Annotated in this window: 15 protein-coding genes and 8 pseudogenes; 7 read left to right on the top strand and 16 right to left on the bottom strand. The window is 55.0% G+C overall.

Annotation, left to right across the window (positions count from 1 at the left end; genetic code table 11):
• Window positions 1-225: 225 nt before the first annotated feature.
• The 3 genes and pseudogenes from USG84_RS23770 to USG84_RS23760 all read left to right on the top strand — a co-directional run bounded on the left by USG84_RS23770 (window position 226) and on the right by USG84_RS23760 (window position 1,798).
• Window positions 226-432 carry a Heat-stable enterotoxin II gene (locus USG84_RS23770; RefSeq protein WP_151413791.1) on the top strand — a complete coding sequence of 69 codons (207 nt, stop codon included), beginning with the start codon at window positions 226-228 and terminating at the stop codon, window positions 430-432.
• A 162-nt stretch (window positions 433-594) separates the two neighbouring features.
• Window positions 595-849: pseudogene (locus USG84_RS23765) on the top strand (transposase zinc-binding domain-containing protein); the annotation flags it as partial.
• Window positions 850-1,012: 163 nt separating this feature from the next.
• Entirely contained in the window at window positions 1,013-1,798 is a 786-nt protein-coding gene (locus USG84_RS23760; protein WP_253543589.1) for a transposase, read from the top strand.
• A 149-nt stretch (window positions 1,799-1,947) separates the two neighbouring features.
• Here the strand turns inward: USG84_RS23760 and USG84_RS23755 are convergent.
• The 4 genes and pseudogenes from USG84_RS23755 to tap all read right to left on the bottom strand — a co-directional run.
• Window positions 1,948-2,376 (bottom strand): annotated as a pseudogene (locus USG84_RS23755) (DUF2913 family protein); the annotation flags it as partial.
• A 122-nt stretch (window positions 2,377-2,498) separates the two neighbouring features.
• Window positions 2,499-3,404, bottom strand: coding sequence for a hypothetical protein (locus USG84_RS23750; protein ID WP_302233283.1), 906 nt, complete (start codon window positions 3,402-3,404; stop codon window positions 2,499-2,501).
• Between the two features lie 984 nt (window positions 3,405-4,388).
• Window positions 4,389-5,249 (bottom strand): incFII family plasmid replication initiator RepA, encoded by an 861-nt coding sequence (repA, locus tag USG84_RS23745; RefSeq protein ID WP_253543596.1) that lies wholly within the window; start codon window positions 5,247-5,249, stop codon window positions 4,389-4,391.
• The gene (tap, locus tag USG84_RS23740; RefSeq protein WP_111966011.1) at window positions 5,242-5,316 is read right to left on the bottom strand and encodes a RepA leader peptide Tap; all 75 of its coding nucleotides are present in this window, start codon (window positions 5,314-5,316) and stop codon (window positions 5,242-5,244) included. The genes repA and tap overlap by 8 nt, the downstream gene beginning before the upstream one ends.
• 78 nt (window positions 5,317-5,394) lie before the next feature.
• On the opposite strand from tap, the pseudogene USG84_RS24140 reads away from it, so the two are divergent.
• Window positions 5,395-5,545: pseudogene (locus USG84_RS24140) on the top strand (replication protein RepA).
• Here the strand turns inward: USG84_RS24140 and USG84_RS23735 are convergent.
• The 8 genes and pseudogenes from USG84_RS23735 to USG84_RS23700 all read right to left on the bottom strand — a co-directional run bounded on the left by USG84_RS23735 (window position 5,546) and on the right by USG84_RS23700 (window position 9,353).
• Complete coding sequence (locus tag USG84_RS23735) at window positions 5,546-5,788, bottom strand: replication regulatory protein RepA (RefSeq protein WP_151413647.1); 243 nt, start codon at window positions 5,786-5,788, stop codon at window positions 5,546-5,548.
• Window positions 5,789-5,943: 155 nt separating this feature from the next.
• Window positions 5,944-6,474, bottom strand: a pseudogene (locus USG84_RS23730) (phospholipase D family protein).
• A 128-nt stretch (window positions 6,475-6,602) separates the two neighbouring features.
• On the bottom strand, window positions 6,603-7,412 hold the full coding sequence (locus USG84_RS23725; RefSeq protein ID WP_194386901.1) for a DsbA family protein: 810 nt from the start codon (window positions 7,410-7,412) through the stop codon (window positions 6,603-6,605).
• Window positions 7,413-7,445: 33 nt separating this feature from the next.
• Window positions 7,446-7,748, bottom strand: a complete 303-nt coding sequence (locus USG84_RS23720) for a ProQ/FINO family protein (RefSeq protein WP_253543597.1) — start codon at window positions 7,746-7,748, stop codon at window positions 7,446-7,448.
• The gene (locus tag USG84_RS23715) at window positions 7,745-8,107 is read right to left on the bottom strand and encodes a hypothetical protein (protein WP_241739853.1); all 363 of its coding nucleotides are present in this window, start codon (window positions 8,105-8,107) and stop codon (window positions 7,745-7,747) included. The genes USG84_RS23720 and USG84_RS23715 overlap by 4 nt, the downstream gene beginning before the upstream one ends.
• Window positions 8,104-8,298 (bottom strand): annotated as a pseudogene (locus tag USG84_RS23710) (hypothetical protein); the annotation flags it as partial. The gene USG84_RS23715 and the pseudogene USG84_RS23710, both read right to left, overlap by 4 nt.
• Window positions 8,299-8,324: 26 nt before the next feature.
• Window positions 8,325-8,414: a DUF1380 family protein gene (locus tag USG84_RS23705; RefSeq protein WP_151413646.1), complete on the bottom strand. Its 90-nt coding sequence runs from the start codon at window positions 8,412-8,414 to the stop codon at window positions 8,325-8,327.
• Between the two features lie 271 nt (window positions 8,415-8,685).
• Window positions 8,686-9,353: pseudogene (locus USG84_RS23700) on the bottom strand (DNA methylase).
• Between the two features lie 897 nt (window positions 9,354-10,250).
• On the opposite strand from USG84_RS23700, the gene USG84_RS23695 reads away from it, so the two are divergent.
• From USG84_RS23695 to USG84_RS23685, 3 genes are read left to right on the top strand one after another with little or no spacing between them, the layout of a single operon-like run.
• A complete protein-coding gene (locus USG84_RS23695; RefSeq protein ID WP_151413645.1) occupies window positions 10,251-11,102 on the top strand; it encodes a ParA family protein in 852 nt (283 codons plus the stop codon).
• Window positions 11,103-11,396, top strand: a complete 294-nt coding sequence (locus tag USG84_RS23690; protein WP_151413644.1) for a hypothetical protein — start codon at window positions 11,103-11,105, stop codon at window positions 11,394-11,396. It abuts the gene before it with no gap.
• Window positions 11,397-11,450: 54 nt separating this feature from the next.
• On the top strand, window positions 11,451-11,639 hold the full coding sequence (locus USG84_RS23685) for a hypothetical protein (RefSeq protein ID WP_151413643.1): 189 nt from the start codon (window positions 11,451-11,453) through the stop codon (window positions 11,637-11,639).
• 243 nt (window positions 11,640-11,882) lie between these two features.
• Here USG84_RS23685 and USG84_RS23680 read toward each other — a convergent pair.
• The 4 genes and pseudogenes from USG84_RS23680 to USG84_RS23665 form a co-directional block, all read right to left on the bottom strand.
• A pseudogene (locus USG84_RS23680) lies at window positions 11,883-12,293 on the bottom strand (transposase domain-containing protein); the annotation flags it as partial.
• Window positions 12,294-12,342: 49 nt separating this feature from the next.
• Window positions 12,343-12,690 carry an IS66 family insertion sequence element accessory protein TnpB gene (tnpB, locus tag USG84_RS23675; protein WP_151413642.1) on the bottom strand — a complete coding sequence of 116 codons (348 nt, stop codon included), beginning with the start codon at window positions 12,688-12,690 and terminating at the stop codon, window positions 12,343-12,345.
• Entirely contained in the window at window positions 12,687-13,085 is a 399-nt protein-coding gene (gene tnpA, locus USG84_RS23670; protein ID WP_151413641.1) for an IS66-like element accessory protein TnpA, read from the bottom strand. The genes tnpB and tnpA overlap by 4 nt, the downstream gene beginning before the upstream one ends.
• A 64-nt stretch (window positions 13,086-13,149) precedes the next feature.
• Window positions 13,150-13,292: pseudogene (locus USG84_RS23665) on the bottom strand (integrase catalytic domain-containing protein); the annotation flags it as partial.

Here is a 13,292-nt window from a genome sequence, read left to right as displayed (position 1 = left end):
AGCTCGCTGAAACCGAAGTAATCGACGCGCTGCCAATCAGCGCATAACAGGCTCATTGCCGGACCGGAAAGCTGTAACTGAATTTACACCACCTTGACGGACTCGACCTAAACACATGGGGCTTATTTTTTGTTGGGATTTTAAAAATGATGATTGGGATCTGCTTTTTTTATGTTACCATGATTTACTTTTATTGATAGGTAATATGTTGGTGTAGGAGAATGTATGAATATGAAAATCGTTAAGGCCTCAATTGCAATTGTGTTTCTTTGCGCTGCAAATATGCCAGTAATGGCTGCATCAAAAGATAAGTGTGAAGATTATCATCGGGCAATTATGGAGAATTGCCATGCGGGGACAAGTGGCATTTCTAGCGGTAGTACCGGGGCGTGCTTTGGTGCCCAAATTGGTGCTTTGATTGCAGGTTGCTAGCTTTTTATGTTTTTGGCGAAATAATGATGGAGTCTTTTGTCTTGGCTCCATTGTTTTTTTAAGTCAGGTTTGGGTGAACAGTAGCGCCCTTGCAGGGCGAGCGTCACCGCTTCGCGGTTCCGATGGCTTGCATGTCCCGAACCCGGCTTTATACTCCGCGGCATGTATATTCCTCGCCCTGCAAAACTCCTCTTCACCGTCGATGACGGCTGGAATTTGTTCATCAATAAGTTCGGCGATAGCCTGACCCCGTGGACCCGTCTTTGCGTCGAGCGCATGCTCGCCTGCGGCACCGCTGCCATGGGCGTTCGCCGTTACTGCTGCGCATCGGCCGACTGCACCCACTCCCGCTTTTTCTGCCAGAGCTGTAAGTCAAAGGCCTGCAGCTCCTGCGGCTTCAAAGCCACGGAGCAGTGGGTGTCGCAGCAGAGCCACATCCTCCCAGACTGCGACTGGCAGCATATCACCTTTACCATGCCTCACCTCCTGTGGCCCTTTTTTAACAACAACTGGCCCCTGCTCAACGCTCTGTTCCGCGCCGCCACCCGCGCCATGCTCCGGTGGGCCACGCAAACAGGGCGTGGAGGTCGGCATCTTCTGCGCCCTGCACACCTACGGCCGCCAGCTCAACCAGCACCCGCACATTCATCTGTCCGTCACCCGCGGCGGGCTGGATATAAAACACAGCGTATGGCGCGACCTCTTCTTTAAGAAGCAGCCTGTAGAGGAAATCTGGCGCGGGGCGGTCATCCACCTGCTGCGCCACAGCTATGACCTGATTAATCCCGGCAGCCTGCCCGGGCTGGGGCATATCCGCGATAAAAAGCAGTGGCAGCGCTACCTGCAGGCGCAGTACGGGCGCCGCTGGAAGGTCCACTTTGCGAAGAAAACCCGGGGCGCCTGGCGGAGCGTCAAATACCTTGGCCGGTACCTGAAGCGACCGCCGGTGTCGGCGGCAAAGCTCAGGCACTACAGCGGCGGCGCCGTGGTGCACCACTATTACGACCACCGGACGCAGCAGCACCGGAAACAGACGCTGACTCAGGAAGAGATGATCGGGCGCTACATCAGCCACGTGCCGGAAAAGCATTTTAAAATGGTGCGCGACTACGGCTTTTTGTCTAACCGGAAACGGGGCGAGCTGCTGCCGAAAGTGTACGAAGCCCTGCAGATGGAAGCGAGGAAAAAGCCGGAGCAGCCGGGCTTCGCCGCGCTGATGAAGGAATTTCTGCGCACGGATCCCTACAAATGCATTCTGTGCGGCAACCGGCTTCGCTTCAGCGGCGCAGAGGCCGGCGAACTGGTGGCAGAAAGGCTGCACGGCATCGACAGGAAACGATGGCTTCTGGCGCAGACTGCAGGATAAGTGCGCCTGAAAAATGGGTTTCAGGTTAAAAAGGCACCGAAAACCGAATTTTATCGCCATTAGCGTCACTACCACTCGCCATCACTGCGCTCCAAAAGACTATGTTCATGGTCAGGATATTTTTAAAACGCTTTTCCAGTCTCCTAACCATCAAGGTTAGAGCGCGAAAGATAAACTCCGTTTACTCCACCGTTCAGTGCTACGGCATATCGGCCGGACCATTCTCTGTCATTCAGCAGACGGTAATTCCAGTGCATATCCTTCGCTGTCTCCAGGGCATACGTCAGCCGGAAAAGGTCGTTCTGCTCAGACAGTTCGCCGGTGCAGGATCGCCAGAGGTAGTTCAGCTTGCTGACCAGCTTCGCGCTGACGCCCAGCTGGCGTCCCTGTTTAAGCAGCCACTCGAGGTCAGGTGTGACATCGCGAGAAAAACGTCGTTGCTTCAGCGCAGTCGCCAGCCATCGGGTGAGAAAGAGATTTTCCTGTGCCGGCGAGAGAACGCCACCATCCTGCCTGGCCAACGCAAGCGCCACCAGGGCGCACCATGCCAGATGGCCCGATTTTTCTGTCAGCGTCACTGAGTGCTCTTTTCCTTCTTTATTCTGTCCACAAAATTCCGGTAGGTTCCCGCTTACGATCATACTGAGAGTATTTTAACCGGAACAGCAACAAAGTGGCATCCGGAACCGTCTGCATCCGCTCAACGCATGGCCCAAGCGTAGTGTTTTTCCGCATAATCGTACAGCCGGTAAGAGTTCTGCTCGTCGCCACCAATAAAAATACCGTTATCCATTATACCCTCCGCCAGCCGCTGCGTGTACCGGTGCGCAGCCTCATCCAGCTCAGCCCGGCTTCCCCACGCACCCTGCTGCTTACGCCAGTTCAGCCTCACAGCTTTCAGCAGGCGGCACATCTGCTGGCTGATGAAGCAGCAGGCGACGACGTTGCGCGCATCACCCACAAAGACCACGTCGCTGTCCGGCCGCATCATTTCGTTCCACAGGTAGATATCGTAGCAGCCCAGCATCATGGCCACCCGCTTTGCAACAAAACCGCCGTACCAGTAATACGCGGTGCGGGGAATGTTCAGCCGGCGGCTCTCGGCAATATTACCGGTGTGGAATGACAGCAGGCCAGATTCCGTCAGTTCCCGGACCAGCCCCTCCAGCACCCGGTGCCAGGTACCGGTTTCACTGCGCTCAGACAGCGCTGAAAAGTACCGGCTGACAATGCCAGCAATCTGCTGTTCCGGTACGGCGTCACCATTCTCCGTCTGATGGGACAGTTTACGACACAGTTCCTCGCGCTCCACCAGGGCATTCAGCATGGCATCAGTTGTCACGTTCTGTGCGGTGGCCAGTGACGCGACACGTTCATGCAGGTCGTCAGAGAGAAAGACGCCAGCCCCGGCGGCGACCGCCGACGGTATCCTGACGCGGCGTGTTACGGGCTTGTAGATTTCGCCGGTCTCCGGCCTGATTTTCAGGCCAGCCTTAAGCCAGCGGCTCAGCTCCTGGGGAAGGATATCCGGATTGTCCTTCAGAAAACGCGCCCGGTTTCCGCGCGCTGTTCCGTACACGCTGTCAATGTAGTCGGTCAGCAGCATAACGATATCCACAGAAGTGTTTATAAACATAATCGTTTATATCACATGCATACCGGACAGGCGAGCAGTGCGCAGCCTGTCCACTGAATGCCGCTTTAGCGGCATGGAGGCGCCTGCTGGTATTGAATATGGCACTGTGAGTGAGTGGCGCCGTAGCCCGGCGCAGCCGGTTACATTGTTGACAGGTTTCACCAATCCATCCTTTCCCACTGCAAGACCAAAACCCGCTAAAAGCGATACAGAAGCTTTTGTGCGCCGTCGGAGTGGTCACGACAAGGCGAAGCCGCAGTCGGGGCGTATCTCCGCGTTAGCGGGCCGTCAGGGCCGCTTACGGGCGTGTCACTCGAAACTTCCAGCAATATCACTTACAGCGACTCAAAAGCCTAGTTACAACATCCATCATTAAAAGCGATGGTGTTCCCCGGCCTGGGGCCGGGGGCGGCGGCGCTCTTCAGGGGTGGGTCCCGGCTCAGGTGCTGCCGCTGTGCACGGTGACTCTTCTGAAATCTTTAGTATGTTGTAACTATAAGCGCGCGACAGCGCCCGCTGCAACGCGGCGGGACCAACCTGAGATGTTCACCGAATCGGCGCGGACGTCAAGTCCGCTGCAAGGGCGTGCATTCTCCTGAGCCTGTCCACAGGGCAGGCGATGAACAGGTTATTTATTTATAAGAAGTAATCTTATTTATTTAAAAGGAGTACAGAGCAGGTTTTTAAAGGAAACCACGCACTTTGAAATCACGTCGGCTGGCGCTCTGTAAGCTATACGGTTGTAACCTTACGGAAAGGTCCCTTGCAGTTAATTGTGGGTAAATAAATTCAGCGACCGCAACGGGCTTCGCCGGTCAGATTGACGGCCGTTCTGATGGCCGGATGACGGGAATGCCGGTGCAGCTGGCGACCGTTCCGCTCAGATAATGAGCGCCGGCGTGCTGCGGGCGTGCGAAATCCTCCGGCGTCAGCCGGATTTTTCGTGAAGGGGGGTTATATGGGTACGGAGGCCAGACGCGTGTAGTTGTTGCCGCGCGACATCAGCATGCGCTCCTTAACGCGCCGCTCAAGCTCGCGCTTCATTGCATCCAGCCCGCCGGTAAATCGGCCGCTGGCGTACTCGCGCGTCAGCTGCTGTTTCACCAGGGTGACAATGTCCTGGCGGGTTCTGCCCGCGTCACGCCTCGCGCGCGCGCGCTTCAGCCCGTGCGACTTGCGCTCCGTCTGGTAGCTGCGGAACCGTTCGCGCACAAAACGCCAGGCCTTCGCGATGAGCTCGTCCATCTCCAGCGGCTGGAGGTGCTGTTTTTTACGCTGCTGGTTTTCCCATTCGACGCGGCTGCGGCGGGCGGCCGCCACGGCCACGTCAGAGACGTCGAGCGCCGAGAACAGCGCCGGCGTGAAGGTGATATCGGTCGGGATATTGCACCCAATCTGCGGGTCATATTCGGTCTGATAGGTAATCAGCCCCAGCTCCGCCATAAACCTGAGCGCCCGCGTGGCACGGGTGATGGAGAGGTTGCCACTCTTCGACTCCGTCGCCAGACCGCACTCAATGGCCAGATTGGTGATGGAGCGCTGCACGCGGTTGGCCAGCGGGTCATAGTGGAAGCACAGCCCCTGCAGCAGCGCGTCGATGGCACGGCGGCGCAGCACCGGCGGCATGCGGTGACGCTTACCCAGCAAGCGCACAAACGCCACGTGGACGCAAAAATCGAAACGGGACGTGAAGCCTTCGGCTTTCGCCATCAGCTTACGGCAGAACGGCAGAGTCTTCTTTCCTTCACGCGGCGTGAATGCCGGATGCGGGTTTCTGACCTGACGGTAATGAGAGAAAAGGGACTGTTCAGCCACATCTTCCTGCGCTTATGTTGCACGGAAGGAGCACTGAGCACAGAAGGTATTGCAGTTTTCTGAGCATAAAACTATACTCCCTGCATAGAGCAACAGCTTCTATACAGTTTAAGTAGGCCCCGTTAATCTTACCGTCCCGCCAAGAATGGATGAGATTATCGGGGTTTTTGCTTTTCTGGCTCCGAATAGACACCTCATCAGAACCAGTTCCCTGCCACCTTGCGGCGTGGCCAGCCAAAAATCATCTAAACGATCAGCAATCTAGCACTCAAACAGAGCACGATCAAGAAATGTGACTATTCACCACTAATTTCGCGTTCCAGTAACAGCTCTATCGCTTCTGCTTGTGTTAAGCCATATTCCTGACATATAGCATCAAGCTTGTCTTTAAGCGCATTACGAATAAAAACATTAACAGGCTTATGAGTTTGTCTCTTACGAGAGACAGAGTGCATTTTTCTTTCGCTGGGACTCAGCGGAGCACCTTTTCGGTAAGCCCGTTTCGATGAGGAAGTCACTGCATTTTCAGCCTGCGACATCTCTGCCTCCTCAAGGATCAAACAAGGATCGTTTCGCAGAGGATACTACAGATTACGCAAATCAGCGACTTACTTTATGAACGTAACCCGCGTTGGCGCACGGTTTACGTTTAACGATCGGTTCTTTGGGGTCAGTACGTCTGTTTCCACTCCGTTCACTGTGCCCAGCGGGATGCCCAGTGCTTCAGGTAGCTGCTGGCCACAACAGGGTCATCCCACACCACAAGTACGTTCTCCGAATTCGAACGGTCTGCAGCCCGGCTGAAGTTAAATGAACCAACCTGGGTGTTGTGGCCATCTGCGACGATCACTTTGTCATGGAGAATTTTGTAAGTACTGACTGTACGAACCGGAATGCCGGCACCAGCCAGAAGGTTCATTGCTGCTTTGCTGGCGTTGTTTTTATTTCCGGCATTTGATTTCCAGTCCAGCACCACTTTCACATCCACTCCCCGACGTTTTGCCTGTACAAGCGCGCGAACCACCTCCACAGAGGTGAAGGAATAGCCCATCAGCCGAATTTACTGCTGTGCTGACTCAATCGTCTTAAGGACCGGCTGCAACGCGCTGCCTTCAGGTGAAAAGCCGACCTGAACGGAGGGAGCTGCTGCTGCGGGCTGAATACAGCTCAGCGAAAGGCATACCAGACCGGACACGGCCAGCTGGCGAAAGGTGAACTTACGCATTAAATAACCTCAAAAATACTGTTCGGATGTGTTAACCAGAAACGCCGGAGACGGGGAAAACTTGCTTTTGCCCTTCTCCGGGGTTGGACAACTGAGCACGGCGAAGGCGTCAGTCTCTTTTAGCGGTATCAGGTGGCGGACGCCTGATTATTTTTGGTATCGCCGGCAGCATGACTGATGGCCTGCTGCAGTGCCTCCGCGCTGGTGTATCCAGGGATAACCGTCACGTTATCAGCACTGGCGCCGGCTGACAGGAGAACCACCAGAGCTGAGGTGCCGCTGAAGCCCAGCTGCTGCGCGAGTGTGTTTATGCCATCCAGGGTCCCCTGAACGTCAGGGGCTGTACTGGCATCGAACTTCACGGCTTTTGCAGGCGCGCTGATATCAGCATCGGTCAGCTTACCCTCGTTGTGACCGGTAGCGTAAATCGCGTTGTGATAGCTGAGGTAAGCATCGGCCCCCTTCTGCTTCCAGACCTGGAGCCCGGTTTTTGCCGCACTGAGCGACGCCGGCCAGCGCTGGCCAAATATCGGGAATTCCTTGAACACAAAGCGCACGTCCGGGTTAGCTTTTATCACTTTCTCCAGCTCCGGCGCCAGGCGGGCACAGTAGATGCACTGGTAATAGGAAAACTCGACGACCGTGACTTTTGCGTCGACCGGCCCATATGAAGGCGTGCCTTTATCGTTCAGCAGCCCCGCCTCATTCTGAATCACGGCGGCCGTCATCGCCTGCTGCTGCTTCTCATGTTGTTGAGCCTGCAGCTTCTGGCTGACCTCAACCAGCACTTCCGGATGAGCCAGCAGGTAGTCTTTCGCGATTTCACCAATGCAGGCTTCCTGCTCCGGGGTAAAGGCAGCGGCAGGTTTCTCTGCTGACCCCGCCACGCCGGAGACCAGAAGGCCTGCGGCAAGCATGACTGAAAGGGTTTTATTCATGTTCATCCTGTGTTTTTCTCTTCTCTACTGTTATCAGTTCGTATCGTGTGCGGGTGCTTCCCTGGCCGCCCTGCGCTGTCGTTTAGCATGCTCCTGAGCCCTGTGCTCCACGGCATACGCCGCCTCCTCCTCGCTCACCGGTGCGACCGGCTGTCCGGCAAGGTTTTTACGCCACGCGCCCACCGTCATGGCGCCCAGATACGCATCCGAGCGGGTGACGGCGGCAAGGCAGCGCTTCAGCGTCTTCACGGAAACCTCCTGCCCGTGCCGGCGAATGTCATTGACCATCGCCTCCCGGATGTTGACCGCCAGGAGCTGCGGCTGGCCGTCCGTCACCAGGGCCGGCCAGCAACGCTCCAGAGCCCGAGCGCGTCCGCCAGCGGCATGACCTTCCGGTAAACCGGCTCCGGGGCAGGCTTGCGCCTGGCCTCCCGCTCCTGCGCCTGACGCTCTGCCCACAGCCGGGCTTTCTCTGCTTTTCTGGCGGCCTTCTCGTCCGCCTGCGCATTTTTCACGCTCTCATCCACCGCCTGCTTCCTGACCTTCCAAGCAGGCGTCGTGTTCACCACCACGGTCTTTTTACGCGTGACCCGGCCCGGACACGCACCGTCCGGTTCACTGTTGTTAACGGCACGCTGACCTTCTGGCTCCGCTTTGCGGCGCAGCGTCAGCGTGGGGCGCCCCTGCTCTGTCATTCTGCCTCCGGATAAATCTGTTTCACGTATACTCCCCTGCCGATCCGCGCGTAGATTTCGGTGACGTTGCCGCAGACCATTTCCGCCAGCATGAAGGTTTCACACTCGTCGTTCGGACTGCTGCGCCAGTTCATCGGGTACATCAGCCCCAGCGCATCATGGAAGGCGTGCACGTCGATTTCGACGGGCGCAATTCCCGGCACGCGGAATGAATCCCCTACTCCGTCCAGACCAGAAGGGCCAGAGGTTCATCATGGGTAAACATCCGCGCCAGTTCGGTACAAAGCGCCTCACGGGTTCCGTACATTGACATACCCTCAAAATCGGATAAGAAGGCCGGGCGGAAAACCGCCCGGTCGCAGTCAGTCGTGAAAACAGTCGCTGAACGCCAGCACACGCAGGTAAACGGTCAGATACTCCGCGTTAAGATTGCGCAGGAAATCAGCGGCCAGCGCATCAATCAGCGCGATACTTCACTTCCAGCGCCCGGATATGCAGGCGCAGGTCGCTCATGGCGTTGGATAGCGCGGCCAGGTCGTCACGCAGTTGTTCATGTCCCTGATAATTCATTACGCGGCCTACGGCAGATCGTCGTTAGCGGCCGGGTACTGCATGGCGCGCCGGACGGCGTCCAGACGCTGCTGCCCGGTATGGTGGTACTGCTCCAGCAGTTCGATACCGATGTAGCGACAGCCTGCCTGTAGTGCTGCCACGCAGGTGGAGCGACTGCCAGCAAAGGGGTCGAGCACAATCGCGCCGGGATGTGTGAAGGACTCAATCAGCGGCTGCAGGCTGGTTACGGTTTTTCGGTCGGGTGGTGCCGGTTGCCGCTGTATTTCCAGCCCAGAACGTCCGGCAGCGGGGTTTGCGGCAGACGTGGGCGGCCTTTTGCCAGCAGGTAGGCACATTCATGGCGGTAGCCAACATAAGCGGACTTCGATGTGTAGGTTTTGGTAAACACCTGGTGACCGACAACGCTGAATCCGGCATGTTTCCAGGCGGCCATAAAGAGATCGACGCGGTTCCAGCCTTAGAAGCTCACCATCAGCACGTCTTTTTTCAGGACGCGGTACATCTCATTACATGCGGGCTGGAGCCATTCATCGGTTTTATCGCCGGCGATGGTACGCCCCTGACGGTCACGAAAACCAACCAGATATGGCGGGTCGGTCAGGATAAAATCGACAGCATTATCCGGAAATCCGGTCATGATATGGACGCAATTACCCAGGATAAATCGGGACATGATAGTTCTCCTTTCTCAAATGTGGCGCCAGTTACGCCGTGCCGATACGACAGCCGGGTAAAAAGCGGAGAATGCAGGGGCGGTGCCGCAAGCCGCAGCGCAGTAAAAAAGCAGACGCTGGCTGGACGGTTTGACGGCGAAAATTGAGACGGAAAAAGACGGGAAGACAGCGGATAATGCCTTTGAAATTAACTGCGACCGGGTGAGGAGACCGGCAGAGCGAACCCTTGCATTCGCAGCGTCCCGGCTACAGTAGCGGCACGGCGTTCACAGCAGAGCGGTATGAATGAGGAGCGCAGCGACATCGTATTTTCATCGTTGCTGTCCACAATTTCGGTGGACAATCCTGTGTATAAAATGAGGGTATTCCGCGCAGGTCGCTACCAGCACGGATGACAGCGCGCCTGACAAAACGGTCATCTTTTAACCACACTACGCAGACTTCACTTTTCCTAGTGTGGTATGTTGATGCTGAATGTACACTACCGGAGCGGAGAAAGATGGACAGAGAAATACTGGCATAGTGGCTGCGGGATATTGCCCAACATATAGAATATAGAAGAGAAAAGCCGATTGATACGTGATGTCAGTGTGGATGATGCCCTTTCCGATGAGGGGCTGGCCAGAAAAATCATCACCATCACATTCAATGCACCAGGTCGCGCCTCACAGCCTGAAGAGAACATCAGCGATATTTCCCGGCATTGAAAACAGCGCGGCTGATACACCCCGTGCAGTCCTCAGTCGTCAATGATCTGACGCATGAAATAGAATACTTCCGTAATTCAATAAAAATACTTGTGTATTTCATTTGTAATGCTATATTAATCACACACGGCGATACCCTATTGTCGCTAAAACGTAATACACCTGTATTTCATTGAGATAGTAGTTCTCATGTCTGAAATTCCAGTGCAATCTCAGCTGACACCGCTGGTTAACACCGTGGCCCGCATCATTGCCATCATGAATAATAAGGGTGGTGCCGGTAAAACCTCTATGATCACCAACCTAGCCATGAGCCTCGCACATGCCGGGCGTCGGGTATTGCTTATCGACGGAGACCAGCAGGCCAACTCGACTGAGGTGATGGCTAACGGGAAAAAATACTATGCGCAGTATGGCCACACCATCTGCGATTTATATAACAACCCGCGCTTCAGTATTTTTGATGCAATTATCCCGGCCGTCAGTGGTGAAGAGGTGATCGATAACCTTTATATCATTCCGTCAGATCCGTCGTTTGAACGTGTCATGGAAAACTGCCTGACCCGGCACCATCGGGGAAAAATACTGTCCCGCCATCTGCAGTCAGTGATGGATAAATTCGATTATATCCTCATCGACTGTTCTCCAGGCCTGAACCTGTCCACCACGAACGCTGCCTATACCGCGGACCATGTGCTTATTCCCGTTGATGGCGGCAGCTTTGCTCTGACCGGGCTGGATGTTGTACTGGACTATCTTAATGAGATCCGTGAAACCCGCTTTACCCGGTTCAGCGTATTCCGCAATGAGTACAATGGTGCCAAGAAGAAGATGAACACCTATCTTCATGAGCAACTGGCTTCCAACGAGCGAACCCGTGATAACTACCTGGAAACCCGTATCCGAGCTGATGAGAACATCTCCCAGGCACAGGTTGCCTGCGTCCCGCTCTGGTATTACAACAAAGGGGCCCTCGCCCTGAACGATTACCGTGCGCTGATGCGTGAACTTGAAACCCTCTTATCAAACGAGGCTGCATAAATGGCTAAAGGCCCTCTCGCGCGTCCCGCAATGGTCAAACCTGAAACCACACAGGGAGAGGCGAAAACCCGCCTTTCTAACGTCAAGGTCAACCGCAACAGAACGACCAGCGAAAACCCCAAAACCATCCGTATGACACCGGCAGAAAAAGTGATGTGCAGCGAGCTGGTAGATGAAATTCAGGATCTCACCACCAAAACCATCACCGACTCAACCGTACTGCGTGCAGCGCTGTATCTGGCCCGGGAAGCCGGACCGGAAAAAATGCTGGAAATGATTAAGGAACACCTGTAATACTCGGGAATTACATAAGTAACACCTCGGGATTACAAAAAGGAGAGCTACACAATGACCACCGTTACCGTGACTACTGAGTTAACCGACAGCCAGGCAATGGCGCTGGCACAATTTGTTAAGCGCTTAACATGGTCAGAAATGCGGGCCTGTGCCGTCGACGATGATGAAACATGGGTGATGAAAGATGCCATCCAGGCACTGCAGAAATCACTCGCTGACGCCGGTTTCAGTCCTCGCTGATTACGGCAGTTAAAATGTAGCCCTCATGTATTACATAAGAAATACATAAATTTCTTATTGTATTCTTTTCGCAGCAAACCACGCATCAAACTGCTTATGCCTGCTTTTAGGGATAGCGTCCCTCATATTGAAATACTGCCAGGGTTCCAGAAGCCGTATTTGATCAACAACGTTAGCCTTGCGGGTGTTGATTTTAAAATCTCCGGAATTAAAGGTGATCCGGTGGCTTTTACAAAGCACCGCAATCATCTTTAGCTGACTGGCGGAGTAGCTCAGTGAACCACCGCAGTCCGGGCAGCAGGACTCCGCAGGCAGTAGTCGCTTTTCGTCACGGGGGAGTGATTCAGAGAACGGCTTACGGATACGTGTCTGACGCAACGGGCGCTGGACTGCCGGGTCATCCACCCGACCGGTCAGCGTATCGCTCTCTTTCTGAAGCGCCTTCAGATCGGCTTCCATCTGTGCGATACGACGGGAGACTTTTTCGGAACGACTGCCGAAGTTCATCCGGCGGAGCTTATCCAGCTGCGCCTGCAGATGGTCTATTTCACGCTCCCGGTTGCTCAGCTTTTCCTGAAGGGCGTGGATCAGAGCTTCCTGTTCGGTCAGGCGCTGTTTCAGTAGAAGGATGTCGTCAGGAGAGGTGTCGTTCATAAGCCCGCATTTTACCAGGCTTATTCAGTGACAACCAGGATAAAGATATTTACAGCATGGTCAGGGAGGTCAGCAACCGTTTAGGCTGACGCCAGTCGATACCTTCCAGCAGCATCGACAGCTGCGCCGGCGTCAGGAACACTTTGCCATCACGGGCTGACGGACAGGCGAAGCGGCCGCGCTCCAGCCGTTTGGTCAGCAGACATAACCCGTCACCGGTAGACCACAGCAGTTTGACCTGGCTGCCGCTGCGGCCCCGGAAGATGAAGACGTGGCCCGACATAGGTTCATCTTTCAGCGCTGTCTGCACCTTTGCGGCGAGGCCGTTGAAGCCGTTTCGCATATCGGTGATACCGGCAACCAGCCAGATCTTGGTTCCTGATGGTAGTGGGATCACCGTTTGAGCTCCTGTATCAGCAGGTTCAAAATAGTTTCGCTGATGTCTCCATTCAGACGGAGTGAACCGTGCCGAAACGTCACTTCACAGCTGATATTGAGTGATTCAGGTACCGCCGTTACAGGCTGTGACCGGGTGGACATTCCAGGGACATCTTCAGCATCAAGCGTTATCGGCAGCAGCTCAGGCATGCGATTCTCTGTTGTTGCAGGAGGTCGGAGTTTTCCTTCACGCCAGTACTGGCGCCACTTGAACAGCAGGTTGTCGTTGATCCCATGCTCACGTGCGAGTTGTGCTACGGAGATCTCTGGTCGGTGTGAGAGTTCAACCATTTTGATTTTGAACTCAACGGGATAATTAGGGCTTTTTTTACGCACTGGGGTTAATGATTTCATGGATAGTGTCCGCCATATTTAGTGTCCACTATCCTCTCAGGAATTTCAGGATCTACCAGACGGTGCTGGGACGACGCTTACGGATAAGCCGTAGTGCCACACCATGCTCAAAGGCCCATTGATCGAGCGCGCGGCAGGTAAATTCCGGGCCCTGATCGGTTCTTATTGTCGCCGGATAGCCCCTAAACAGCGCGATGCTGTCCAGAA

The organism is Enterobacter sp. 168J2 (genome assembly GCF_034107265.1).
Taxonomy (GTDB): Bacteria; Pseudomonadota; Gammaproteobacteria; order Enterobacterales; family Enterobacteriaceae; genus Enterobacter; species Enterobacter nematophilus.
This window is presented reverse-complemented; position numbering and strand designations above follow the sequence as displayed.